This window comes from Leptospira sarikeiensis, assembly GCF_004769615.1.
Taxonomy (GTDB): domain Bacteria; phylum Spirochaetota; class Leptospiria; order Leptospirales; family Leptospiraceae; genus Leptospira_B; species Leptospira_B sarikeiensis.
The window spans coordinates 116105-142062 of the sequence record NZ_RQGF01000026.1 but is presented as its reverse complement, the minus strand read 5'-3'; the positions used below and the strand labels follow the sequence as shown (position 1 = coordinate 142062).

Below are 25958 nucleotides of genomic sequence, written 5' to 3'. Positions count from 1 at the left end.
AGAACGGACCTGATTTTACTCGGAGAGATTTGGATGGAAAAATGGGTTTTATACGCAATTCTTTCGATGTTAGCCGCTGGAGTTACGGCGATATTAGCTAAGGTCGGTATCCAAGATGTCTCTGCAGAAACCGGACTATTAGTCCGCACTACCGTTATATTTTCTTTACTTATGGGTTTGGGAATTTACGGGAACTATTTCCGAGAATTGCCAAGTATATCTATATCTCAATGGTGGTTTCTGATTATATCAGGGATAACTACTTGTATAAGCTGGTATTTTTATTATAAGGCAATGAAAGAGGGACTCGTCTCTTATGTTTCCGCGATCGATAAAGCAAGTATTATAGTAACCTTAATTCTATCCTTTTGGATATTGAAAGAACCGATTACGCTTCAAATATTAATAGGTACCGGATTGATTGGAGCGGGATTATTCGTATTAGTATGGAAATGATATAATCTCAAAGAGTTATTTTCCTTCTTTAATAAACGATTGTTCGATTATAAGCTTATTCTTTTTTACAAGAGATCTTGATTTTCATTTAAAGAAAGATAGAATGTTCCATCGCTGGGCGGAGGTCCGTATGGAAAGATGGCATGATTGGTTAGAGACCCATCGAGATTGGTGGATCGATATGGTTCGAGTTTATCTGGGTGGAGTTTTAGTTTATAAAGGACTTGAATTCCTTACTGATACGGGTGCTTTGATCCGAATTATGGAATTGAATAATGCTCCATATGCATCCACGTTGCTCGCTCATTATATTGTGATCGCGCATATTTGCGGAGGTCTCTTGCTAATGGTGGGACTTTTAACCAGATTTTCTGCGATGTTGCAATTACCTGTGTTAGTAGGAGCGGTTCTCTTCATCCATTCTAAGGAAGGGTTCGTATCTCCAGGATCGAATCTACCTTATGCTTCGATGATACTTCTTCTGCTCTTACATTTCTCTTTGTATGGATCAGGTCGTATCTCAGCGGATTTTTATATAGAAACACATAAGAGTGTTTGAAAGTGATTTTGTAAGCTCTTTGTTCTCTCAAAGAGCTTACAAAACTGTTTATCAGGTTAGAACTGCGACTTGATCTAACAGACCGACCCAATCCGTTCTTTCCGGTTGTCCCGGTTTTCTTTTTCCGAAAAACTGCACGATGAGTTCTCCGTTGGAATCGTATACTTCCATGGAATGGATCACTCCGTCTTTGGAAGGTTTGTCTACGATGTAAGTCTCTGCGATCAGATCGGATCTTAAATGTAGATTGAATTCAGGATCTAAAACATTCCACCAATGTTCTAAAACTTTAATATTAGTCACTTCTCCTGTATGGATCTGTATGGATCCGGCATTTCCTACGAATACCATGATAGGAATTCTGTCCAAGGAAGCTCTTTCCAGCATTTTTAAGACTGCCTTAGACTCGACAGCCTTGGTGAATTTTCCTTTGGCCAATTCCATGGATTGTATCCTGGATACTCCATGTTTTTTTAATAGAGAGAAAAACTCGTGTGTATCTTCCAGTTTTCCCCAATCGTTTAAAAATTCTGCCTTCGTTTCGGAGCTGATCTCTTTTTTCTCGGGAGCCGCCTCTTCCTTTTTAATTTCGGTAGAGAATAGAGAGGAAAGATCGGCAGACTCGTTCTTAAATTCTGTCTTAAGTTTTTCCCAAGCGGAAACATTCGATTTATCCGTTAGGAAAATTTTGAAAAGAGCTCCTCCTTTCTCGCAGAAAAACTGAAAGGATCTTTGAGTGGAGTCTTGTTTAGGTTCTTCTACAGCAAATCCGAATTTCCAAACTCCAGGGAAAAGTCTGAGATCTATATCTGCGCCCACTACTAGGATATGACCAGGGCCAGAACTTACTTTTTCAAAGATCCCTTTTCTTTCATGGACACAGGCTTCGTTCCTGGTTAATACCATTACGTGTCCCAGTTCTCCTAATTTGGAAAATAATTCTCCCCAATTGGTCTGAAGAGATTGTACTTTCGGGAATCCTTCCGCTTTCGAAATTTCGGAAGCGGCTAATAATCCTCCTTCCGATGTTTTTAATTCGGAGGCGATTTCTCTCATTCTTAAACGAGGCTGGGTTTCTTTAATATTTTTCCAGTCTTTGATAATTGTTTCGATCTCTAACGATTCAGCGATGGACATTTTCTTTAACTCCTTTAGCATTTGGGGAATAGGGCATATGATTCGATTCCGGTTCTGCGGGACCTAGGGGGATCAAATAAGATCCTCCCTCCGGAAATGGGACCTTTCTGGTCCTTAATTGGAAATGTTGTAGGACGAAATTTTCTTCTAGGATGGATTCGGGAGCGCCTTCCGCGAGAAGTTTACCTTCTTTTAATACTGCGATCCGATCCGCATATCTTAATGCTAAATTCAGATCGTGTAATATACATAGAACTCCTCTTCCTTCCTTACTAAGCTGTTTCGCTTTTTCCAAAAGTGTATGGATACGATTCGGGTCTAACGATGCTCCTGGCTCATCCAAAAGAACATAACTTTCTCTTTGGGTCGGCTCTTTGTCTTGGACTAGTACCCTTGCCATTTGGGTCCTCTGTTTTTCTCCACCAGAAAGTTTATTGTAAATCTGGAATCTTTCTCTTTCTCCTAGATGCACTGCTTTAAATGCAGAATCGGTGATCTTATCTTCCAAAGGTTTTGGAACTCTTAATTTGGAAGAAGATCTTCCCATTCTGACTATCTCGTCCGAAGTGAATGGAAAATGAATATCGGATTCTTGGGAAAGTACACTTCTTCTGATCGCTAATTCTTCCGTATCATATTTTGATAATGGAATACCATCTAGTAATACGATCCCTTTATCGGGTTGGATCTCACCGGAGAATAGTTTGAGTAAGGTGGATTTTCCGGCACCATTCGGGCCAAGAACGATAAGAAGTTCTCCCGGATATAAACTTAAACTTACTCCGGATAATAAAAATCTTCCTCCCCTAGAAAGAGAAATGTCTGATAAAACCAAACTCATCTGAATTCTCCTTCTCTACGTTTTGCTTGTAGGATCAAGAATAGGAAGAAAGGGCCACCGATCCCGGCTGCGATAATCCCGATCGGAAGTTCGGAGGGAAATGCAACTGTTCTTGCCGCGAGATCTGCAGTCGCCATTAGAAATGCTCCACCGAATAGGGATGCAGGTAATAAGATCCTATGGCCTGGGCCTAAAACCATTCTAAGAATATGAGGGACAATTAAACCTACAAAGGAAATGTTCCCACAAATAGAAATACTTACGCCCACTAGAAGGCTTGCGAGAACGATGGTAAGATTTCGAATCCTTTTGACTTTAAATCCGGTATAGAATGCTTCCGCTTCTCCTAAGGATAATGCGTCTAACCCTCTGGATAAAACGGGAAAGAAGAATGTGACTACCATTAACACAAGGCCTAATAGATAGATCTTATGCCAACTTGCTACAGCCATACTTCCTAAACTCCAAAAAGTCAGGTTCCTAAGTTGTGTGTCATCTGCTAGATAAGATAAAAATCCTAAAAGAGAAACGACGGTGGCGTTTACTGCGATACCAGCTAAAACTAAAACGAGGGAAAATCCTCCTCCTTCTCTTTTGGAGACTACATGTAAGAAGAAGGAAACCGCGAGCGCTCCACCGAATGCGCATAACTGTAATATTATACTTTCTTTACCTTTGAATTCCGGTGGTAGAAAGGTAAGTATTTTTTCGGAGCATACGATCCAGACGGATGCAGCAAGTGCTGCTCCAGGACTAACTCCTATAAAACCCGGCTCTACTAAAGGGTTTCTGAATAGACCTTGGATACAAACCCCTGCGGATGCGAGGCAAGCGCCTACGAGCATCGCAAGGATCAATCTAGGCATTCTTAAATTCCAAATTATAACAGAATGTGGGACTTCCAACTCGGAGAGAGCGTCTTGTCCTAAAAATAAGACTTTCAGGATCTCTTCTATTGAAAGTTGTATGGATCCGAATTTTAAAGAAAGTACACCGATGCCGAAAAGCCCGACGATCAATATGATGAATACTAGGATCGGCGGGACCTTTCGCCCTGTTTTCTTTTTAGTCTCTTCTACTACCGGTTCCACCGGAGAAGAAGTTTCCGGAGAGGATACGATCATTTTTTATCTGAGGTTTTTGGATGAAGTGAATTGTACAATTCTTCTATCCCGAGGCCAAGTCTTGGTCCGAATCCTAAGAGAACTAGATCGTCGATCGCAACTACTCTGGAATTTTTTCCTGCAGGAGTATCTTTTACTCCAGGAAGAGAGAATACTCCGTCCTTTCCGCCCAAACTCTCGAATCCTCTAGTAGGGATCAGGATCACATCGGGTTGAGCTGCGATAACCGCTTCAGGAGTGATCGGCTTAAAACCTTTGAATCCTACGACTGCGTTAGTCCCACCTCCAAGACGGATCATTTCGTCCGCTGGCGTTTCAGTTCCGGAAACTTGAGCAAGGCTTGTTCCTCTATGATATACGAACAAAACTTTCGGTTTGGATTTAAGTTTGGAAATTTTGCCTGCGATCTGTTCGGATCTTTTTTTGATGTCCTGAACGATTTTTTGGGCTTCTTTTCCTGCTCCGATCTCTTTTCCAATCGCAAGAATATTATCTAATGCAGGTTGTACTCCGGGAAGTCCAGGATAGATGATAACTTTTAGGCCGGCTGCTTTTAGTTGCTCGATCACTTCCGGAGGTCCTGCGTATTCTAAACCTAATATCAAATTAGGCTTTAAGGAAAGAATTCCTTCTGCTGAAAGAGCTCTTTGATATCCTACTTTAGGAAGAGCTAATGCTTCCGGCGGATATAAGGAAGATGTATCGTTACCTACTACTAATTTTCCTTTTCCTAAAGCAAAAACGATTTCGGAAACGGTTCCGTTCAAAGTAACGATCCTTAATTCTTTGTTTTGTGCAAAGACGGAACTTGCGGGAAGGCAAAGGAACAATGCCAAGACCAGGATTTTTTTCATATCGGTTCTCCGAATTTTAAAAGGTTTTTATCAGGGTCCGAAACATAGAATTCCCTCATCCCCCATGGTTTATCTTCCAAGGTCCCTTTGGGATGAATCGCGGATTTATATTTTGCGAAATAGGAATCTATATTTTGAACACGAATATAACAGCTAGATACTTCCGGGATTTTCGGATCGTCACAACCCCATAAATGGAGTTCTTGTCCTTCCAGGAATAATATTAATAAATTAGAATATTCAGACCTTAACTCGAAACCCAAAAATTCCACATAAAACTTCTTACTTTTTTGGAGATTTAAAACCGGAAGTTGAGGAATGATGGATAGTAGTTTTGGGTCTTTCATTATTGGCTACCGAATTGTGGACGGAACCGCCGTCGGAGATGTAGAAGGCATTGGCGATGCGGAATAATCGACAGGACCGGATGAAGTAGCATTAAATCTTCCGTCTATCCCCACATAATAGAATCTTGGCTTTTGTGGATTATAAGTCAGATCGAATGTATCTAAAACGTTGTCCACACCTGCAAATATTTCAAAGGTGCCCAAAACTTTCTGAGATACCCTGAAATTCAAGTTGGTATGAGGATTCACCATACGAACTCCGTAAGTAGCTGCAGTCGTACAGTAGGATAGGTTTCTTTCTGTACAATATTCCTGAACTCCACCCGGGATATTTCCAAATAGAGCATTGATCGTATTTGTTGCTTCTGCGGTAAGTTGTGCGGATATTGCTGAAAATTCGCTCGGTAGTACTGGATCACACCAAAGAGGATTTTTCGTACAGTAGTACGGTTGTTTGCCAAAGATCACCGCAAACAAAGAGAAGCTGAATCCACTCGGTTGATGGTCGAAACGAATGTTTGCATTCCATCTATGATATCCTCTTCCTTCCAAAGGTAGATTCGTAAGCTCGTCTCTAGTATCCGTATAAGTATATCCTGTTCCTACGGAGAAGTTTTGATGAACACGAAAGGTCAAAGAAGACTCGAACCCTTTTGTAAGAGCTTTTTGATAGTTGGAAGTATTAAAGATCTGTAATCCGGATGCATCCCTTTGAGGGTTCGTCCTGAACCCGATCAAGTTATCCACATTATTGTAGAAGAAGTTGAAGCTGAACCAAACAAGTTTATTCGGTTCCCATTCCCCTCCTAAATTATAACTTCTGGAAAGTTCGGGTTTAAGGTCCGGATTTCCCGCTACACGATAGCCCACACCAGGATTTATGAAATTATAATATAGATCCTGGAAGCTTGGTGCTCTATAACCTAGACCGTTTGCGGCCCTGATCTTGAATTTATCGGTTACATCGTACCGGATCGCAAGTTTCGGAAGTGTTTGTCCTCCGTAAATGGAGTCATGGTCGGAGCGAATTCCCGGGACGATTTGGATCCTAGGAGCATTTGATACTCTCCATTCATCCTGAATATAGATCGCATTTCTTTGTCTTTGCGCATATCCATTTTGGGTCTGATAAGTATCAGAGGAACCTAAAATATCACTAGCGCATATATTCGGAAAATTCCGTTTACAATCCGGAGCGATCCTCGCAGAAGAAAACTGATCGATCAAAGTTTCCGCTCCGTAAGAGATCACATGGCCTTCTGAAATTTTATGATCTAAACGGGTCCTAACTTCCGTAACCGCGTTGTCCAGTTTTTCTCTTTTATCCTGGGCATCCGATTTTCTCTGATCATATGTGTATGTATCGAAGAATCTGGCGTAGTTCGCGTTTACGTTCAAATTTAGATTTTTAGTAACTTCCCAGTCCGCATTTATTGCGCCCATGAAGTCATGGGTTTTATTACTTCTATCGTAGACTGCTCGAGGAGGAACGGCGTCTACAGCGTTTTGATTTAAGTATCTATAATAGAATTGGAATCCTAATTTAAAAGTTTCCGAAATATCGAAAGTAGTTTTATTGGAAACGTTTAAGTCTTCGAAAGCGCTTCCGGATGTGGATTCTAAAGGACCTTCATACGGAAGTTTTTTGCGATAAAGATAAACTTTTGTCCAGAGAGGTGTATCTACTGGAAAGGGAGAATAACTTGGAGAAAGGCTTTCTATCCTACCGTTCTTAGGTCCAAGAGTTGCATCAGGAGTAAGATCGTATCCATCTCCTCTATGCCATCCTGCAGTAAAAGTTGTAGAGACGATTCCTTTTCGTACTCCTGCAGAAGCATAATTCCTGAATTCGAAACCTGTTCCATAATAAGTAGGATTTCCTCCTCCCATAAACGTTCTGAAGTTTCCGGTATAAGGATCCTTTTGCTCTTTGGTGATGATATTGATCACACCTGCGATTGCGTCCGATCCATAAAGAGCGGAAGAGGCTCCTTTGACGATCTCTATCCTTTCGATATCTTCCGCTTTAAATCTTGTTAAATCGATTGAACCACTGAATCTTCCTGTAGTTCTTTGTCCGTCGACTAAGATCAGAACGTTTTGTCCGGAGAGACCTTGGAGACGAACCGTAGCGCCACGTTCTCCCGCTTGAGCAGGGCGGACTTCTATACCTGGAACGTTTCCTAAGGTTTGGGAAATATCCCTCGCACCCATAGCATCAATATCTTTTCTTGTGATCACTTCTGTAGTGATCGTGGAATCTTTTAAGAAACCTTTTCTTCTGGTACCAGTTACTGTAATGATAGAGCCTCTATCATTTGTTCCGTTACCAGCTTCTTTATTCGTTTCCGGAGTTGTCTTTTGGCCGTCCGGGTCTTGTTTTTCTTCTACCTTTTTCTCCGGAGCAACTTCTCCTTGGGAAAAAATAGGGACCCCGATGATACAGAGTCCGGAAAAAAGGATCAGATATAAAGTTTTAAGAAGAGAAAATGGTCTCATCTTCTCCATCAGAGAGGCTTCCAAGTGATTTTAGGAAATCCGCTTGTACCTGCGCCGTCGTAATAATCGACTACTTCTAATGCAAACTTAGATACACCATCCGAGCCTTGGATATAATATCCGATCGGATAAGGGCTGAGAACATGTGTAGTTCCGTTATAATTATACCAGGTCCAAAGAGCAGGGCTTGCACTTTCTGTGGCGGTCCCGAAACCTCCACCACCTGTTTGAGATTGAACTGCGTCAACTTCGAGACCGGGGCTAATACAATCTCCAACGCCCGTTACATCATTGATGCCGGTCACAGGATCTCCATCTCCGACCCTACAAGAGCCACCGTCTCTTGTTCCGCTATCGCCGCTGTTTGTTCCTATAATGAATCTTTTAAATCTTAGATCCCAGGTTCCGGATTTAGTAGTCTCTACTCCGCCGGCTTTAAGATCTAAATAAACCCAACAACCACTTGCGGTTGCATTTACTTGAGTAGTTTTAGTGCCGGATCCTGTTGTAGTAGTTTCTCCGGGGGCTTTGATACATCCGCCTGCTCCTCCGTCTTCCAGCGCAGCCAAAAGAGCTAAGCCGTCCTCTCCTCCGTTAGATGGGCCGCAAAATGCGGTAGAAACCCCGATAAGAATAATGAAAAATGAATATAATATTTTCATTATTTAGAAACCCCCGTTTTCAATAATAATTACAGTAGGCGGCCGAAATTCGACCGCCAAATTTTTTAAAGAGCAGTAGTACTATAAGTTACTACTTTAGTTGCAGTTACTCCGGTTGCAGAGCTTCCGGTCTTATAGTAAGTGCTTGTGCTACCTGTAGAACCGATCCCGGCTCCATTTGTCCAATCAGCTTTGTTAATGATCGCGTTTGAGGAAGTTAGGGTACATCTCTTCTTACAATTTGCACTTTTGTAACCAGTTGCCCAAACGGTAAGTCTAGGAGTAGTGTCTCCTGTGATATCGTAACAAATATCGCTTGCGCTAGTTGCGAAAGCCGAGAAGAGGCTAGTTCCTGTTCCGCCAAGAGCAGTCGGAGCGTCTCCATTATCTGTTCCGTATACGGTGACTCCAGAATAACCGCTATATACCAGAGGTCCGCCTTGGTACAGGTTCAACACGTGTCTTCCGTCTCCGGCAGTATTGCTCACGGTAGCAGTGGTTCCTGCTAAACCGTCAGTGTATCCAGTTGCTAGATAGATGGTTCCATGTCCGCTTGGCGCTTGAGTCAGAGCTCCTTCAATTCTTATATGTCTTGCTGCACCTGCAGAAGGAACGTTGATCAATTGAAAAGTATTGATCCCAGCGGTTATAGCAGTTTCCGCGGTTTCATTACTTGCAACTGCTGCATCTACACAAGAGCTGTTCAATGCTCCAAGGATAAGGGCAGCGTTCGACTCCTTCGAGCCTGAGTCGCAATTCGTTAAGAAGCTTAATCCTAAAATCATGATCATTAGGATCTTGGTTGTGTTCCGTTTCATGTATACTCCTGTTGAGACTCAATTCTCATTAGTAGGAGTCATGTTTCTATATTTTTACTTCGAAATGAGTCTAAAACTCAAAATCAAAATGTCATCCAATATGTCAACCAAGATTGAGAACAATTCTCAGAAGAAGAGCTGAAAAGTCCAGTAAAGAATTCCAGAAACGCCCTATATCCGACCGGAGTATAGATTGATATATGTCTGCAGAAATGACTGAGTGCAGGGATAAGTATGTTCTATCGCCAAACAATCTAGGAATAGTTTGGATCTATATTGAATTTTTCTAATCCTTTGTTCTTAAAAAGGTGAAACCTTGTCCTAACATTCGTTACGGCTTTATTATACAAAAAATGTTTCTATCGCTTTCTTTTTCAGAAACGAATGCACTTCGGGAAAAGTTATTGATAGGCTCTTCTACTTGGGTTAAAACTACTTCGCCGAAATCCGAGCCGTCTGGTAAGGAGAAGTTTCATAAGTTAGGAGGGTAATATATGAAAAAAAAATGGGTGGTGGTTGCGAACCGAAGCGAGGCGAAAATTTTCGAATACCAAGGACCGTCTAACGGTTTGAAATTGGTGCAATCGATGGAAAATCCGGAAGGAAGGCTTAGGAATTCGGATCTAGTAACGGGTGCTGGACAAGCCTCCCGATCCGACTTTGATTTTTTTCATGAACCTAAGAAGAGGGTGGCTGCAGCCTTTGCAGGTAAACTTTGCGATTTTGTGAATTTAGAAAGGAAGAAGGACTCTTTTTCTAATTTTATATTAGTTTCAGAGCCTGGCTTTATGGGAATGATCCTTGGCAAGTTGGATGATAAATCCAGAGAAAGGATCTATCATAAGATGCCTAAGGATATAGTGCATGAGAGAGAGTCCAATTTGATGAATCATTTAAAAAGTGTTTTGGTCAGCGAAGCTTAAAGAGCAGAAGATCCAAATCGATTTTTATAGAACCGCCTTCGGGCGGTTTTTTTATGCTTAAACGATAAGGGTAGAAGATTGATACTGAACTTCGTTCGACTTTAAAATCGCGAATACTATTCACTTGACGAGACCGAATCTCCAAGGATTCTACCTCAGAAAAAAGGGAGAGAGGGTCCATGGCTGCCTCAAAAGAGAAATTCATTCTTTCTATCGATAGCGGTGGAAGCGGAATACGAGCGATCGTATTCGATAAAAAAGGTAGGATCGTTTCCCGTCAGTATGAAAAGACTCCGCCTATCATAAGTGAGCCGGGTGCCCTCGAGCACGATCCTGAAAAACTTTGGCAGGCACTTCTATCCATTCTGAAAAAAACATTTAAGAATAAAAAATACCAACCTGCAAATATAGAAGGTCTCGGTATCTGTAACCAAAGAGGCTCTTTTTTGCTTTGGGATAAGACAACAGGAAAGCCTCTTACTAAACTGATCAGTTGGGCAGACGTAAGAGCTGGAAAAACTTCCTCTAACATGAATTCGAATACGGTTTGGAAGATCCTACAATTCGTTTCCAAAATTTTGGGTAGTATCACCGGTCATCCGATGTTGATTGCTACCTACATGTTGAAGTTTACGACCGATCATGCATCGGTTCGTTTAAAATGGGTTTTCGATCATCATCCAGAATTGAAAAAAAGAGCAAAGAAGGGAGAGATCCTATTTGGTACCCTAGATACATGGTTTGTATATAAACTTAGCAAAGGAAAAGAACATGTGAGCGATCCTTCTAACGCTACAGTTACTGGTATGTTCAATCCTTTTCAGCTGCAATGGAATGCTCCTCTTTGTGGGATCTTCGGCATACCTATGAAAATTTTTCCGCAAGTCAAAGATACTGCTGCAGATTTCGGGAATACGGATCCTTCTCTTTTTGGCGGAGTTGCGATCCCGATCCGCGCAGTAGTCGGAGATCAAATGGCTGCGTTATTCGGTCATGCATGCTTTGATAAGGGTGGAGTAAAGATCTCCCAAGGTTCAGGTGCTTTCGTAGATATGAATATGGGAGATAAACCTAAAATTTCTAAGAGAGGTTTATTCCCCCTAGTAGCTTGGAGATTGAACGGTAAACCTACATATATGTTGGAAGGTTTTACCGGAACTGTAGGAACTCTTATAGATTGGCTTGGAAAGGGGATCGGACTTTCGGACACTCCGAAAGTTTTGAACGAACTTGCATCCCAAACCCAGGACACTGAGGGAGTCATCTTTGTGCCGACTGCTTCCGGTATGAGATTCCCTCATTTTAATCCGAATGCAAAGGCATCCGTTTTCGGACTTTCACTTGCGACACATAGAAGGCATGTTGCCCGAGCTGTACTGGAAGGAATTGCATTATCTTTATTTGATATTCTAGAAGGGATCAAAAAAGACACCAAGGTCCCCGTAAGCGCGATCATGGTGGACGGAGGAGTTTCTCAGTCGGATATTCTATTACAATGTTTGGCGGACTTCTGCCAAGTAGATGTGAAGAGAGCTCCGGAGCCGGATATGACCGCTACAGGCGCTGCTTATCTTGCAGGTTTAGGTTCCGGTTATTGGAAAAGTTTGGAAGAGTTGAGTAAACTTGAAAGAGGTTATAAAATTTTCAAACCTAAGATGGATCTAAAAACTAGAGAAGTAAAACTGGAGCGTTGGCATAGAGCTGTACAATCCACTCTTAGGATAGATTAGATCATTCCTGGATACGAATGGAGCTGACTACGGTGGTAATTTGTTCTGCAAGTTCTTCCGTAGGGGCTTCGTCCCCATTATAAGTGATCAGGATCATTCTTTTTTTTGCTGAAATTGAATACACCATCCAATGCCTTCCGTCTTCTTTCAGGAATTCACAGGCGATAATTTTAGTACCTTCATTATTCTCAAAAAAAGCGGCCTTATCCGATTCATATTCTATCTTGTGAGTGGTTAGATATCTTTCCATCTCTTGTTCCGGATCGAATGTGCCTTCCTTGTTCTCGAAAGCATATACCTGCATCGCACCTGCGCCATTCTCCTCGAAAAAAGCAGGAATCCCTTCGATTACAATATTTTGCCAATGACCCGGGATCACCATACTGTACCAGCCGGAAGGAGAACGATAAAGTCTGTAGTCTAGTTTTTTATCCATCGAAGAAACTCTTTTGTCATTTTAATCCGATCAAAATTCCATGCAAGCATGTTTGGGAATACTTGACATTCGTATTGTCTAAGACAATCTTCTCAGTTGTGATTGCGATCCTGAAAAATAGAAGAGGTCCTTTTTATCTGATCACGACTTTCTTCGCGATCATCTTTTTTGCTGTGTTCGCTTCTTCATTGGCGATCCTGTTTTCCCTTTTTCTGATCGCAGTTCTGATCTTATATCCCGTTCTTTTAGACTGGTTTTCCCGTTTATACGGTCAGGAAGATATTGCTGACGAAGTCCATTATGCAAAAACAAAAGACGGATGGAATATCGCCCTCCATAGACATATTCCTCCGATCCCGAATCCTGAGTTAGCACCTGTAATTGTCGTACATGGGATCGCAACAAACAAATACGTCATCGATTTGGACAAAAGACATTCTCTTCCCTATTATTTAAAGTTAAGAGGTTACGAGGTTTTCGCTGTATCTCTTAGAGGTGCCGGGAGTTCCTACCATGAAAGCAGGGGAGGCTACGAGGATTTTACTTTTGACGATTTAGTAAAATATGATGTTCCTGCAATCGTTTCCAAGGTGCTTTCTTTAACTGAGAGTAAAAGAGCGACTTGGATCGGACATTCTATGGGGGCCATGATCTTTTATTCTTATTTGGGAATTGCATCCAAGGCGGAAAAAGAAAAGATCTCATGTTTCGTTTCTTTGGGTGGTCCCGGAAATTTAAATCATTTGGGTTTAAGTTTGATCGGCTTACTTTCCAGATTTCCAAGAGCACGAAAAGTTTTGGATCTAAAATTCGGAGCTTCTATGCTCGCTCCTTTGGCAGGAGAAATTTATACTCCGATCGATCAGATCTTATATAATCCAAGAGCAACCCGTCCTAGAACCGTTAAAAAAGTAATGAAGAATGCGATCGAAAATATCAGCGAAGGCCTTATAGAACAATTCATGTCCTGGATCGAAACTAAAAGGATGAGTTCTTTGAACGGATTTTATGATTATATAGATCTGCAAAAAGAGATTACCGTTCCTAGCCTTTTTATCGCAGGTGCAAATGACGCGATCGCTACTCCTGACACGGTTCGTTTCGTTTACGAAAGAGCTGGAGCCAAAGTCAAAAAATTCCAAGTGATCTCAAGAGAAGAAGGGGCAAGCGACGATTACGGACATGGTTGTTTGATCCTAGCAGAAAGAGCAGAAGATGATGTCTTCCCTAAAGTCGAAAGCTTCCTGAGAGAGTTTGGAACCTCTAAAAAGTTAGGCTGGTTCTTTAAATTAAAAAGGAAATTCCGAAAGAAAATCGGAGTCTCCTAAGACATAATCCTTCAAATACTACCTCAAAAGAGCAGCATTCTTCCTTTTATATCACCAAGTTGAAAGCATGCTCCAAGATTTATATGCCTAATTAATAGGCATTCCATATCACGCATCCCAGAAAATAGGCATTATTTCCCTCTATGAGGAATTGGTACGCTATTTGCATAAGATCTTGGTAGAGCGAAACGGATCCCAAGAAAAATAGAATCAGATTCGTAGAGGTGCTTGACCATGATAGAACTCAAATTCGGGCAAAGAAAAGTCGTAAGTTTTCGCGGAGCAAGGAAGGTCGTAGGCGGTTTAACCGAGAAGAACAAGATCGACATCCTTCTCTATATTAGTAAGGAATTCGCAAACGCGGATAAGGAAGAGGAACTTTACGATATCGTAATAAGCCTCTGTAAGGATATCTTCGAATGCGATAATACCACTCTTAGGATGTGGAAGGGGAATTTTCTAGTCCCTTCTCGCTTCTTAAAAGAAACTATACCGCCTCGCAGAGATCTCAGTCAGGATGAAGGTTATTCAGGGTTCACATTTAAGACCCGTATGCCTCTTCTGATCCAAGACTTAACGCATCACGCGGAATACATAGACGAGGGCGAGACAACTCGTGCAGTTATGTGTGTTCCGATCATGTATAAGGAAGATTGTCTCGGAACGATCGCGGTAGAATGTGATACCGAATTTTTCTATAGAGAAGATGACCTGGAGATCTTAGAAGCATTAGGTTCCCAGCTTGCATTAGCAATCACTAGTGTTCGTTTGATCCAAGGTTTGGTTCACGCGAACGAAAGAGAGGCCCAGATCCTAAAACAATTGGAATGGGACATGAGAATGGGCCGTAACGTCCAGAGCCAGATCGTTGAAACTACGATCGCTCCTTGGAACGGTCTTCATTTCGGAACTTATTACGAGCCGATGACCGAAGTTTCAGGTGACTATTTTAACGTAGTCAGACAAGGAAACTCGATCACAGCTATCATAGTGGATGTGTCCGGACACGGTATTCCTGCCGCGTTAGTCACGATGTCTATCCACTATCAATTCCAACGTTGTACATCCCTTGGTATGGGACTATCCGAAACTTTGGCCGAGTTGGGTGAATCCGTTCGGCCACAGCTTCCGGATGGCACTTATTTTACTGCGTTCATTCTGAAAGTATACAGTGACTATACTTACTCTTATGTAAATGCGGCTCACCAGAAGATGCTTCATTACCATAATGGTCATGGAAGAATTGAAGAGCTGGATACCCAAGGAGTTCCTCTAGGGATTTTCGAAGTGGAAAGAAGTAACTTCGAAGAAAAACACGGACGGATCCTTCCGGGAGATATTCTATTCTTACCTACTGACGGGATCACTGAACAGAAAAACGACCAACGCCAAGAATTAGGAAACCAAAGATTTATAGAATGGATCCGCCAAGAAAAGGCAACTATCGAGGAACAAAGAGATAAGATCTATGTTTCGGATTTAGTCGGCTCCTTGATCGGTAGATTCAAAAGATATAAAGGAGATGTTCGTAACGGAGACGACGTTTCTCTTTTAGCTCTTCAATGTAATCCGGAACTTGGAAAAGCAAAGACCTTATTATCTTTAGCTAAGTCAGCTGCAAAAGCTAAGAAAGACCAAGTAGCTTACGACAAAGCCCTGGAAGTATTCTCCATGGATGAGTCTTTAAAAGACAGTCTTGTTCTTCTTGGAAAGATGTATTACAGAGATAGAAATTTCGAAAAGAGCGTTCAGTTCCTCGAAAAATATATCAGGACAAGCGGAGAAGAATCGGAGCATATCCATTATCTACTCGGAAGAGCTTACTACGAGTTAGAGAATATTCCGGAAGCGAAGCGCGCCTTAAAACGTTCTCTCGCGATCGACCACACCTACGCAAAATCCAGTTTGAGACTGGCAAGATGTTATTTGAAAGATAACGAAACCCCTAAGGCGATCAAGGTACTTCAACAAGGTATCAAGAGTGCGCCTACGAATGAGTATCTGAAAATTTCCCTCAAAAAATTGGAAGAACTCGTAAAAAGAAAATCCGGAGAAGTCTCTTCGGAACAAAGAAAAGAAGCGGTTTAGTTAATAAGCGAAGTTCAGGAATCACGATTTAGAAATATACAGGAGATTTAGGAAAAATATGCGCATACTGATATTACTAATGCTCGCGTTTGTCTCGAGCGGAATTTGGGCCGACGAAGCAGCGCCGGTCACTGCGGAGGCGGCATTACAAGCCGTTAACACTTTAAGAGATGAAACAAACTGGTTATGGACCTGTATTGCAGGGTTCTTAGTATTTTTTATGCAGGCCGGTTTTGCTTTGGTCGAAGCAGGATTTACCCGCGCAAAAAACACAGTAAACATTTTGATGAAGAACTTCATGGACTTTGCTCTGGGTTCTTTGGCCTATTGGTTGATCGGATTCTCGATCATGTTCGGACCTCAGATCATTAGCGGTATTGGATTTGGTTCCATCTCGCTTGCGGATAGCCTTCTAATGGTAGACGGTAAACCGGATCCAAGTAAGTTTACTTTCTTTATCTTCCAGTTAGTATTCGCAGGAACTGCTGCGACTATCGTTTCAGGAGCAATGGCGGAAAGAACTAAGTTCGTAGATTATGTGATCTTCTCCGTTCTTATTACAGCTTTCGTTTATCCGTTCTTCGGATCTTTAGCTTGGTCTAATCTTTTCAACCCGGACAATAAAGGTTATTTAGTAGAGATCGGTTTGATCGACTTCGCAGGATCCACAGTGGTTCACTCCGTTGGTGGTTGGGCTGGTCTTGCCGGAACCATTGTGCTTGGGCCTCGTATAGGTAAATACCAGGATGGGAAAGTTCTTCCGATCCTAGGTCATAACATGACGATCGCAGCTCTTGGGGTTTTCATCCTGTGGTTAGGTTGGTTCGGATTTAACCCTGGTTCTACTACTTCAGTGGGCGGGGGAACGTTCGCAGTCATTGCAGTTACTACGAATTTCGCGGCTGCTGCAGGTGCTGTTTCTTCTATGATCGTTACCTGGATCTTATTCAAAAAACCGGATATCGGTCTGACCCTGAATGGAGCTTTAGCAGGTCTTGTTGCGATTACTGCTCCTTGTGCAAACGTAAGCATTAGTTCCGCGATCATCATCGGTTTGATCGGTGGGGTGCTTGTAGTATTCAGCGTTCTGTTCTTCGATAAGATCAAAGTAGACGACCCGGTTGGTGCAGTTTCCGTTCACGGAGTTTGCGGAGCTTGGGGAACTATCGCTGCAGGTCTTTTTGCAGAAGAAGCTTTCGGTGGAGTAAACGGTCTATTCTTCGGTGGCGGAATTAGCCAATTATTAGTTCAGCTACAAGGTGTAGGTTTAGGTTTTGTTTGGGCGTTCGGAGCAAGTTTAGTTATCTTCTTGGCCCTCAAATTCACCATCGGTCTAAGAGTTTCCGAAGACGAGGAAATCCAAGGTTTGGATATCCTGGAACACGGAAACGAAGCGTATCCTATCTCCAAATAAGGATCCATATCCGAAAACCTCCGTGGGAAACCTCGGGGGTTTTCTTTTCCCGTTGACGAAAAGTTAGGATCTACCCGAATTGAGAGTATGCGTTCGGGTTTTTCCAGCCGCTTTTTCAAAAAATTCCTCATTTGTTTTTCTTTTCTTTTTTTCGGTTGTTTCGAATACGAAGAAACTCTGAATATCAATGCGAACTTAAGCGGGACTTTGGAGATCACCTATGTGGTTCCCACCAAACGTAAGTCCGACGAATCTCTGATCAAATTTCTTCCTACAAGAAAAGAAGAGATCCAGAATAGATTAAATAAAGGTTTTTTCTACAAAAGCCTCGTACTCAAAGATTATACCTTCCAAAAACTGGAAACTTCCGAAGCGGAGCCCGGAGCTTTCAGAGAAAAAGCTAGGGTCAGTTATAAACTCGAATTCACCGATATCTCTCAGTTGGAAAATATCCTGATCGGGAATGTGCAGATCAAAAAAGAAAAGGCAAATACGATCTATATCAAAAGAGAATTTCCTTCTATCAGCAAATCTCTGGAGTCAATGCAAATGGATGGAGAGAAAAAATTGATGAGCGAAACTCTTAGATTGATCCGTGGGAATGCTTTAAATTTTAAAGTGAACTTTCCTATCACTTCTGTCTGTTATACCAATCGGGGAGAACAAGGTTTGGGAAGGCTCGCTTACAGGCTGCCTCTTGCGGATACTGTGGAGAAGTTCGGGAACAAGTCCTGGGACTATCGGATTACCTTCGTCTACTAATCTAGTGGAGAGGGTTTTTTAGTTGCCGCTGCGCTGCGAGTCTCGCTTCGCGAGCTCTTGCTTGGCCTTCGGCACATTGCCCTTCGGGCAACGTCGGCAACCTTGTGCTGAGTGGTTTTTGTTGTAGATGTGAATTTGGTGGGGTTTAGGAAGAAGGGCCGCACGTTGTTTGGTTGGGCGCTGTTTTCTAGAGGATTCCGAGGTCGTTGCAATATTTTCCGAATAGTTCGAATCCTTTTCGATCGCTTTCAGTGATTTCGTAATGTAGTTCTTCGGTAAGGTAGGTTCGTACTAGATCCGAGGGAAGTCTTGTTTCCTTTTCGATGATCTCTTCTATATGTTGTAGTCCGTAATCCAGGGATTCTTGATAAAAACTATCCGGGAGTTCTAAGGGTTTTTTGGACGCCCAGAGTGCGAATATGAATGAGGTGCCTGTGGTTTCATACCACCATTCTGCTAGATCTTTTACCTCGTAAGTTTCCGGGTCCCAGTCGGCGAATAACGCATTGTCCCCGAATAACATATGGGATCCTCTTCCGATGCTGATCTCTTGTTTGATGATTTTAGGGTCTGTGGGGGCTACTTCCGGCAATTGTCCGGAATCGTTATGCACCAATACCCGGACTAGGGCCATGCTGGTTCGGGATCCGTTGTCTGTTAGGATTCGATATGGCGGATAACTTTCTTTTTTATTTTTGAAAAACTTAATAGAACGTACTTGTTTTGAGGCGCAAACTCCGACTTTCATCGATACGGAGAGCACGTCTTCATTTCGGAGGCATTCGATGGAGGAGATCAACCCTACATCGACTAATCCCCGCAATAGGTAATCTTTGAGTAGGGAAGGGTTTTCCGGTACGACTTTATGTTCGGAATTTTGCTCGAATCCCCAGGTTAGGGGACGTGCATTCAAATGTTTGACGATTCCGATTCTCACTTACCGTTTTTTTTCCAGGAAAAAGTTCTGTTTTTTTCGCCTATTTACCAGAAAATCGATGCTTCTCTTCTAAGCCAGAAAAATTAGTTTTTCCTTTCCTTTTCCAGCCTCTTTCCCGACTGTATTCCGAGGTAGGGACCAATTCGTCCAATCTATGGAATGAGTCCATCTGAACCGATGCTGATCAAAGTAGATTATGAGATCCTAAACGGAGATCATGAGGCTTTGCGCGCCTATTTGAATTCTCATGTGGAAGGGAATCCAGGATCCATTATTTTGGACCTGGACGATGTCCAAGTGATTACCTCGGTGGCCTTGGGTTCTTTAGTTGCATTCGCAAACAGACTTCGGGGCCAGGGGGTCGTTTTAGAAACGATCAATGTGAGCCCTAAATTATTGGAAATTATCAAATTAGTTTCTCTAGACCAAGCATTGGGTATTCGCTGATTTATGGATGACCATCTCTCCAATTTTTCCCAGATCACAGACGAAGAGTTTAAGTTCATCAAGGATTTGATGTATAAGGAGACCGGAATATTCTTAGCGGATCATAAAAAGATTATGGTCCAGTCTAGATTGAATTCCAGGGCAAGAATGCATAAAATGCAGAATGTCTCGGAATATATTCGAGGCCTCCAAGCGGATCGGAAATTTTTCCAAAGTGAACTTACGGAACTCATCAATCGTATCACTACGAACAAGACCGACTTCTTCCGTGAGAACCACCATTTCGAATTTTTAAAAGATACTTTCTTCCCTTCCTTGGAGGAGAAAGCTTTAAAATCGGGAAAGAAAAGTGTGAGGATCTGGTCAAGCGCCTGTTCCACAGGAGAAGAGCCGTATTCTATCGCGATCACTTGCGCTGAATATTTCCTACATAAGCCGGGCTGGGATATTAAAATTTTTGCATCCGATATCGATACCAATGTGGTGCAAACCGCTCACGAAGGTATTTATAAGGCGGATCGTTTGGAGCCTGTAAGTGAGTCTTTGAAAAAAAGATATTTTCTAAAAGTGAAAGATCTTTCTGGTAAAAATCAGGATACGTATCAGGTAAAACCGGAGATCAAATCAATGATCGAGTTCCATAAGGCAAATCTTTTGGAAACTCCTTATCCTGTTAGAGAAAAGATGGATTGTATCTTTTGTAGGAATGTGATCATCTATTTCGATAAACCTACTCAGAAGAAAATTTTTGAAAATTTCGAGAATGTCCTAAAAGATAGAGGTCTTCTTGTGATCGGTCACTCCGAGACTCTTTTCGGTATTTCTGAGGCTTATAAATTTTTAGGTCATACTGTGTATCAGAAGAAGCCTAAGATCTGAATTCATTCCGAGATTTTTATGCGTCCTAAACTTTGTTTTCTTTTATTTCTTCTTTCCTTTAGTCTTTACTCCTGCGGTAAAAGTAACTCCGATAAGGAAATTTCGGATTGGGTGGAGAATGGCGCTCTTGTCGTCGACGTTCGAACTCCTAAAGAATTCGAAAGAGAACATTTTCCTGGCGCTATCAATATTCCTATCGATAGTATTTCTTTAAGACAAGACGAGTTAGGCCCTAAGGACAGACAAATTATTCTGTATTGCCAATCCGGTGGAAGAAGTTCAAGAGCTGAATCTTTTCTTTTGGAAGAAGGTTTTACGAAAGTGAAGAATGCTGGCGGGATAGAACATCTATTCTCCGCCACTTCCAAATAATTATAATCTGAATTTTTCGGATATATTCTTCAGTATTTCCGCGGTATTCGACAAGTTTCTGGCAGAAGAAGACATTTCTTCCGCGCCGGAAGCAGTATTGATCGTATGCTCGTTGATTTGTGTGATCACTTGAGCGATCTCTTGGACCGCTTTTTTTTGCTCGTCTGTGGATAGTTTTACCGACTCTGACTCTGTTCTTACTCTTCCCGCGTTATCCGTTACTGCTCTGTTTATATCGGTTTGTGAACCGGTAATTGCGTATAATCTATCCATCGCATCGGAGACCTGGTCCACATTCTTAATGATCGCGTGAATGATCTCGGTAGAAGCCTGGATCCCTTGGGCACCGCTATCCAATTCTCCTGTGTTTTTAGTGATCATCGCAGAGATGGATTTGATAGAAGAGGCTGTCTTTTCGGAAAGTTTGGAAATCTCTTCTGCGACTACTGCAAATCCTTTTCCAGCTTCTCCTGCTCTTGCAGCTTCTATCGCTGCGTTTAATGCAAGTAGTTGTGTTTGATCGGAGATATCATTGATAATCCCTACGATCGCGTTCATTTCTCCCGAAGATTTTAGAATATTCGAGATCATTGCATTCATTCCGGAAAGCTACTCTTCTCCTTTTTTCGCCTGGAGGGAAATGGATTTTGCCATATTCAAAGTGTTTTGGATCTCTTCTCCGATCTGATTTACACTTTGGGAAAGTTCATTGATCTTGATCTGGAACTCGGAGATATTTTTGTACTGATTGTAAATAGAACCGGAGATATTTTCCATACCGGCGGACATTTCTTCTACTGTTGCAGACATTTCTTCAGTCGAGGCTGCAGTGGACTGAGCGCCGTTCGAAAAGTTTTCTGAACTGGAGGAAAGTTCTTCCGCAGAAGTCGCCAGTTCTTGGGAGATCTTTTGGATGTCTCGTACCGAATTTCTTAAACTTTCCAAGAATGAATTTGTGTCCTTGCTTAGATCCCCGATCTCATCCTCATGATAAATTTTGAGATTGGAACTTAGATCTCCGGAAGACATGGAACGGAACAATTCTCTTGCTTCCTGCAATGGATGTAGTCTTACGTTTACGATCCTATAGATGATGAATATGGAAACGATTAAGAAGACGATAGCGAATCCGATAATTCTATATAACATCTGATGAACGACTGCAGCAAGTTCATCTTTGGAAACTACGGATGCGATCCTAAGCCTATATTCAGGAATATCGTAAGATGTGGCGATTTTTTCTTTTTTGAAAAAATACTCCATATGTTCTTCCGAAGGAAGGGTCATGAGTTTTTTTCCCCAATCCGTTTTGCTTAGATCTAAATTCAGGATCAAAGATTTGTCCGGATGTCCTACGACTACTCCATCCGCGTCCGTAACTGCTATATACCCGTCTGAACCGATCGTGATGCCGCTGACTACAGCCTCCGTCATTTTACTTAAGGAAATTGCGAAGCCTAGAATACCTACTACCTTAGTTCCGTCTTTTACCGGGACTGTTAATACCGCGACCGCTTCTCCCGTTACAGGGGATTTGTTGACCTTACTTAGGTAATTTTTTCCTTCTAACGCGGCTTTGATATTATCTTCAAAACCTGTTCCTCCCCATCTGAAACCGATTGCTTTGCCGTTTGCATCCGCAAATACTAAAGGATTCGTTTCGGGAGTGGATAAGAATACGTTTTCGTAAGTATTATATTTTTTGAATACATTGAGAAGTGTCGGATCCAGGTTCCCTCTGTCCTTTGCGGCTGTCGCTCTTACGAAAGGAGCGTTGGAGGATACGAATTCGGCCAAAGTGGTTTGTTGGTCGAAGAAATATTTGATATGTTTTCCAGCTAGTTTGGAGATTTTTTTCATCTCGTCTATATAAGCTTCTTCAACGTATTTTTTGGCAGTAAAGTAGGCGAATGACGTGATCCCGATCGTAAGTAATACGATGGTTATTGTGCTTACCGCGAGTATAATAATTTTAAGACTGTTTCTTTGCATGTGTGATCGAACCGGATCGAGTTATATTTTAAACTTTTCGGTTATGTTTTTTAGTATTTCCGCAGTGCTCGCCAGGTTCTGAGCAGAAGAAGACATTTCTTCCGAGCCGGATGCGGTATTCAATGTATGTTCGTTAATCTGAGTGATCACTTGCGCGATCTCTCTGACTGCTCTTTTTTGTTCGTCTGTGGATAGTTTTACCGCTTCTGCTTCTGTTCCTACGCGATCGGATTGTTCGTCAACAGATCTATTCACGGACTCCTGTGCGGATGTGATCTCGAAAAGATGATTCATCGCGTTACCTACAGAATCCACGTTTTTGATGATACTATGTAGGATCTCCACGGAAGAACGGATCCCTTTTGCGCCCTCGTCCAATTCGGAATTATTCTTATTGATCATTTCTCCGATGGATTTGATAGAAGAGGCGGTTTTGATCGAAAGTTTGGAAATTTCTTCCGCAACTACTGCGAATCCTTTTCCTGCCTCTCCAGCTCTAGCAGCTTCTATAGCAGCGTTTAATGCAAGTAGCTGTGTTTGGTCGGAGATATCGTTGATAATTCCTATAATGGATTTCATTTCTCCGGAAGATTTGAGAATATTTTCTATCATATTACTCATTCCGGTAAGAGAGGATTCTCCTTTTTTTGCTTCCGTTGAAATGGAATCAGCAATCTGAAGAGTGTTTTTGATCTCTTCTCCGATCTTTCTTACTCCGGAGGAGAGTTCTTTGATTTTAGTATGAAATTCTAATATATTCGAATATTGTCTATCAGTGACTGAGGATATGTTCTCCATTCCCGCAGACATTTCTTCTACAGTTGCCGACATTTGTTCGGAAGAAGCGGCTGTGGATTGGGCTCCGGTAGCAAAACTTTGAGATGAGACCGTCAATTCTTCCGCAGAAGATGCGAGTTCCATTGCGATCCGTTGGATGTCCCTCATGGAGTTCCTAAGACTTGCGATAAACGAATTTAGATCCGCGCTCATCGCTCCGATCTCGTCGCTATACACTACTTTGATATCCGAGGTAAGGTCTCCCTGGGCCATTACTTGGAAAAGTTTGCTCGCGTTTTCTAGAGGATCCAATCTTTTCTTTAGAAGAATATAAAGTAGGAAAACGGAGATAGACACTGTGACTATGCTTGTTAATCCTATGAAAAGTAAAAGTTCTGTGAGTGCTTCTCTTACTTCCGTTTTTGGTTGGATCGCGATTACGGACATTCTCCATTGGTCCAATCTATAAACAGTGGAGTATCTATCCGCGCCTTTGAAGTTGAACTCGAATATTTCTCCGCTTTTTAGTTCCAACATTTTCTGGCCGTAAGGTTCTTTCGCGACGTCCAGATTCATGATCATTTCTTTTTTAGGATGGGCGATCACGAGACCTGCCTGGCTCATTACAGAAACGTAACCTAGTTCTCCTATATGGATCTTGTTGGTTACTTTTTCGGAAACGTCTTCGAAGGAGAGCGCTATGTTCAGCATTCCGACAAGTTTTCCCTTATCGGTGATCGGGACAGAAATGACTGCGACTGGAAGTCCTGTGATCGGAGATTTTTGAGGAGGACCTAAATAATGTTTTCCTTCCGCAACTGCAGTGAGGTTGTCCTTGAGTTCGTCACCTTGGGCCTTATATCCTAAGGACTTTCCTCCCAAACTATCTGCTAAGATACTTTTGTCGCCGGTAGTACTCATCACGAAAATATTTTCATAGATCCCGTATCGTTTATGTACTTCCGAAAAGAAGTCTCCGGCAATCGGCTTTCGAGTGATCGCAGTTTGGATCACTCTCGGATCTGCGGCTAAAGTTTTTGCAACGTTAGTGTGTGAAGTTAAGAATGCATCGAACTCTTGTGCGACTACCGACACGACGTTTTGCATTTGGTTCAGATAATTTTCAGTGATCTTCTTCTGACCGAAATAATATGCAGTGCCTGCGATCAATAACGTTAGAACTGTGAGTATAACGATTCCAGTACCTAAAAGAATAAACTTTAAGCTGCTCTTTTGCATATGTATAAAAAGGCCTTCCTAAAAAGGGACAGGGTATATGATAATTCGTCGGCTGAATGGAACAAATCCTTTCAAGCCGAATGCACCAGGACGGAATTTTCTCTATGAAGAGGACGAAATCAAGAAGAGGCCGATAAAGGTCCTTCCTAACCGGGGGCATTGTAGCTTGGAAAGGCCCGGAGTCAAGATCTTTAGCTTCTTATTACGAAACAGTTGGTTACATACCCTAATAGGATTATATATTCGAATTGTTACGACTAATGTAGGAATTCCCACCTATGTCTTGAAAGAATCTATATTCGGAAAGGTTCTTAGTTGCCTTTTGGATACCCGGGAAGAATTTGGAAAATGAATTGGAACCTGTCCATTATTCGGTACTATACCGGGAGATCCTTTCCTTCTTTCTTTCCGTATTCGACGGAGATAGGGAATTCCTTTTTTTGGACGGAACCGCAGGAGAGGGTGGTCATAGTCTTCTCCTCTTAGAAAAATTTCCCAAATCAAAACTTGTACTGGTAGATCGCGACTCCGTGATGTTATCCAGGGCTCAAGAAAGACTTTCCTCTTTTAGTTCCAGAGTGATCCCGATCGAAGCGAACTTTTCGGATCTAGACATGGAGTTTCTGAAAGGTTTTGGAGTTTCGAGTCCCCCTGACGGTATCCTATTGGATCTAGGAATTTCCACATTTCATTTATTACATGCAGGAAGAGGTTTCAGTTTTAGAGAGAACGAGCCCTTGGACATGAGACTTTCTTCTTCCGGTGGGATCTCCGCAGAAGATGTGATTAACACTTATCCTGAAAAAGCATTATCAAAGATCTTTTACGAATATGGGGAAGAGCGTTGGACTAAAAAGATCGTGGAAGCGATCCTTGAAAGAAGAAGACATACTCGGATCGGATACTCAGGTGATCTGGCTCAACTCGTTTCCAGAGTGATCCCTAGAAAATTTTGGCCTCCTGGAAAACATCCAGCGACTAGGGTTTTTCAAGCGCTTCGAATAGAAGTGAATCAGGAACTTCTCCATATAGAGATCGGAGTAAAAAAACTTTTGGATCTTCTTGCTCCAGGAGGACTTTTACAGGTTATCTCTTTCCATTCTTTAGAAGATCGAATTATCAAAAATTTGTTTAGGGATTATGCAAGATCGGGTGAAGCAAAACTTCTGACTAAAAAACCTGCTCTTCCTTCCGATTTGGAAACAAAAGAAAATCCTGCCTCCCGTTCCGCAAAATTACGTGTCATTCATAAATCGGTTCCGACCGATAATGATATGGAAGAGGAGGAAGACGGATCATGAGTAGAGTTTCCGAATTTTTATCACTTCGTCTTTGGC

At 42.0% G+C, this 25958-nt stretch carries 23 protein-coding genes and 1 pseudogene; 12 read left to right on the top strand and 12 right to left on the bottom strand.

What is annotated here, in order from left to right; all coding sequences use genetic code 11:
• The first annotated feature begins 33 nt into the window (after positions 1-33).
• Positions 34-456, top strand: a complete 423-nt coding sequence (locus EHQ64_RS10910) for an EamA family transporter (RefSeq protein ID WP_135649517.1) — start codon at positions 34-36, stop codon at positions 454-456.
• Between the two features lie 130 nt (positions 457-586).
• Positions 587-1015 (top strand): DoxX family protein, encoded by a 429-nt coding sequence (locus EHQ64_RS10905; RefSeq protein ID WP_135649551.1) that lies wholly within the window; start codon positions 587-589, stop codon positions 1013-1015.
• 51 nt (positions 1016-1066) lie between these two features.
• Here EHQ64_RS10905 and EHQ64_RS10900 read toward each other — a convergent pair whose 3' ends face one another.
• From EHQ64_RS10900 to EHQ64_RS10865, 8 genes are all read right to left on the bottom strand, one after another.
• Complete coding sequence (locus tag EHQ64_RS10900; RefSeq protein ID WP_135649516.1) at positions 1067-2152, bottom strand: hemin-degrading factor; 1086 nt, start codon at positions 2150-2152, stop codon at positions 1067-1069.
• Positions 2139-2993: an ATP-binding cassette domain-containing protein gene (locus EHQ64_RS10895; protein ID WP_135649515.1), complete on the bottom strand. Its 855-nt coding sequence runs from the start codon at positions 2991-2993 to the stop codon at positions 2139-2141. The genes EHQ64_RS10900 and EHQ64_RS10895 overlap by 14 nt, the downstream gene beginning before the upstream one ends.
• The gene (locus tag EHQ64_RS10890) at positions 2990-4117 is read right to left on the bottom strand and encodes a FecCD family ABC transporter permease (protein ID WP_135649514.1); all 1128 of its coding nucleotides are present in this window, start codon (positions 4115-4117) and stop codon (positions 2990-2992) included. Before EHQ64_RS10890 ends, EHQ64_RS10895 begins: the two co-directional genes overlap by 4 nt.
• On the bottom strand, positions 4114-4971 hold the full coding sequence (locus tag EHQ64_RS10885; protein WP_135649513.1) for a heme/hemin ABC transporter substrate-binding protein: 858 nt from the start codon (positions 4969-4971) through the stop codon (positions 4114-4116). Before EHQ64_RS10885 ends, EHQ64_RS10890 begins: the two co-directional genes overlap by 4 nt.
• Positions 4968-5318, bottom strand: a complete 351-nt coding sequence (locus EHQ64_RS10880; protein WP_135649512.1) for a bleomycin resistance protein — start codon at positions 5316-5318, stop codon at positions 4968-4970. Before EHQ64_RS10880 ends, EHQ64_RS10885 begins: the two co-directional genes overlap by 4 nt.
• Positions 5319-5324: 6 nt before the next feature.
• Positions 5325-7826 (bottom strand): TonB-dependent receptor plug domain-containing protein, encoded by a 2502-nt coding sequence (locus tag EHQ64_RS10875; protein WP_135649550.1) that lies wholly within the window; start codon positions 7824-7826, stop codon positions 5325-5327.
• The gene (locus EHQ64_RS10870) at positions 7826-8479 is read right to left on the bottom strand and encodes an HmuY family protein (protein ID WP_135649511.1); all 654 of its coding nucleotides are present in this window, start codon (positions 8477-8479) and stop codon (positions 7826-7828) included. The genes EHQ64_RS10875 and EHQ64_RS10870 overlap by 1 nt, the downstream gene beginning before the upstream one ends.
• 65 nt (positions 8480-8544) lie before the next feature.
• On the bottom strand, positions 8545-9297 hold the full coding sequence (locus EHQ64_RS10865) for a hypothetical protein (RefSeq protein WP_210410845.1): 753 nt from the start codon (positions 9295-9297) through the stop codon (positions 8545-8547).
• A gap of 494 nt (positions 9298-9791) precedes the next feature.
• Between EHQ64_RS10865 and EHQ64_RS10860 the strand changes: the two genes are divergently transcribed.
• Together EHQ64_RS10860 and EHQ64_RS10855 are read left to right on the top strand one after the other, a co-directional pair.
• Entirely contained in the window at positions 9792-10220 is a 429-nt protein-coding gene (locus EHQ64_RS10860; protein ID WP_135649510.1) for a host attachment protein, read from the top strand.
• Between the two features lie 179 nt (positions 10221-10399).
• Positions 10400-11950 carry a glycerol kinase 5 gene (locus EHQ64_RS10855; protein WP_135649509.1) on the top strand — a complete coding sequence of 517 codons (1551 nt, stop codon included), beginning with the start codon at positions 10400-10402 and terminating at the stop codon, positions 11948-11950.
• A 1-nt stretch (position 11951) separates the two neighbouring features.
• Here EHQ64_RS10855 and EHQ64_RS10850 read toward each other — a convergent pair whose 3' ends face one another.
• Positions 11952-12386, bottom strand: coding sequence for a hypothetical protein (locus tag EHQ64_RS10850; protein ID WP_135649508.1), 435 nt, complete (start codon positions 12384-12386; stop codon positions 11952-11954).
• Between the two features lie 98 nt (positions 12387-12484).
• Between EHQ64_RS10850 and EHQ64_RS10845 the strand changes: the two genes are divergently transcribed.
• From EHQ64_RS10845 to EHQ64_RS10830, 4 genes are all read left to right on the top strand, one after another.
• Positions 12485-13714, top strand: coding sequence for an alpha/beta fold hydrolase (locus tag EHQ64_RS10845; protein ID WP_135649548.1), 1230 nt, complete (start codon positions 12485-12487; stop codon positions 13712-13714).
• Between the two features lie 234 nt (positions 13715-13948).
• Positions 13949-15802, top strand: coding sequence for a SpoIIE family protein phosphatase (locus tag EHQ64_RS10840; RefSeq protein ID WP_135649507.1), 1854 nt, complete (start codon positions 13949-13951; stop codon positions 15800-15802).
• A 58-nt stretch (positions 15803-15860) separates the two neighbouring features.
• The gene (locus tag EHQ64_RS10835) at positions 15861-17216 is read left to right on the top strand and encodes an ammonium transporter (protein ID WP_135649506.1); all 1356 of its coding nucleotides are present in this window, start codon (positions 15861-15863) and stop codon (positions 17214-17216) included.
• 87 nt (positions 17217-17303) lie between these two features.
• Positions 17304-17978 carry an LIC11874 family lipoprotein gene (locus tag EHQ64_RS10830; RefSeq protein WP_135649505.1) on the top strand — a complete coding sequence of 225 codons (675 nt, stop codon included), beginning with the start codon at positions 17304-17306 and terminating at the stop codon, positions 17976-17978.
• 187 nt (positions 17979-18165) lie between these two features.
• Here EHQ64_RS10830 and EHQ64_RS10825 read toward each other — a convergent pair whose 3' ends face one another.
• Positions 18166-18915, bottom strand: coding sequence for a menaquinone biosynthetic enzyme MqnA/MqnD family protein (locus tag EHQ64_RS10825; protein WP_135649504.1), 750 nt, complete (start codon positions 18913-18915; stop codon positions 18166-18168).
• A 177-nt stretch (positions 18916-19092) separates the two neighbouring features.
• Between EHQ64_RS10825 and EHQ64_RS10820 the strand changes: the two genes are divergently transcribed.
• From EHQ64_RS10820 to EHQ64_RS10810, 3 genes are read left to right on the top strand one after another with little or no spacing between them, the layout of a single operon-like run.
• Positions 19093-19362: an STAS domain-containing protein gene (locus EHQ64_RS10820; RefSeq protein WP_135649547.1), complete on the top strand. Its 270-nt coding sequence runs from the start codon at positions 19093-19095 to the stop codon at positions 19360-19362.
• Positions 19363-19365: 3 nt separating this feature from the next.
• Complete coding sequence (locus EHQ64_RS10815) at positions 19366-20241, top strand: CheR family methyltransferase (protein ID WP_135649503.1); 876 nt, start codon at positions 19366-19368, stop codon at positions 20239-20241.
• A gap of 18 nt (positions 20242-20259) precedes the next feature.
• Entirely contained in the window at positions 20260-20613 is a 354-nt protein-coding gene (locus EHQ64_RS10810) for a rhodanese-like domain-containing protein (RefSeq protein WP_135649502.1), read from the top strand.
• Here the strand turns inward: EHQ64_RS10810 and EHQ64_RS10805 are convergent.
• Positions 20614-22605: pseudogene (locus EHQ64_RS10805) on the bottom strand (methyl-accepting chemotaxis protein).
• 21 nt (positions 22606-22626) lie between these two features.
• Complete coding sequence (locus tag EHQ64_RS10800) at positions 22627-24621, bottom strand: methyl-accepting chemotaxis protein (RefSeq protein WP_135649501.1); 1995 nt, start codon at positions 24619-24621, stop codon at positions 22627-22629.
• 341 nt (positions 24622-24962) lie between these two features.
• Here EHQ64_RS10800 and rsmH point away from each other — a divergent pair, with 341 nt between their 5' ends.
• Positions 24963-25922: a 16S rRNA (cytosine(1402)-N(4))-methyltransferase RsmH gene (rsmH, locus tag EHQ64_RS10795; RefSeq protein ID WP_135649500.1), complete on the top strand. Its 960-nt coding sequence runs from the start codon at positions 24963-24965 to the stop codon at positions 25920-25922.
• Positions 25923-25958 lie beyond the last annotated feature (36 nt).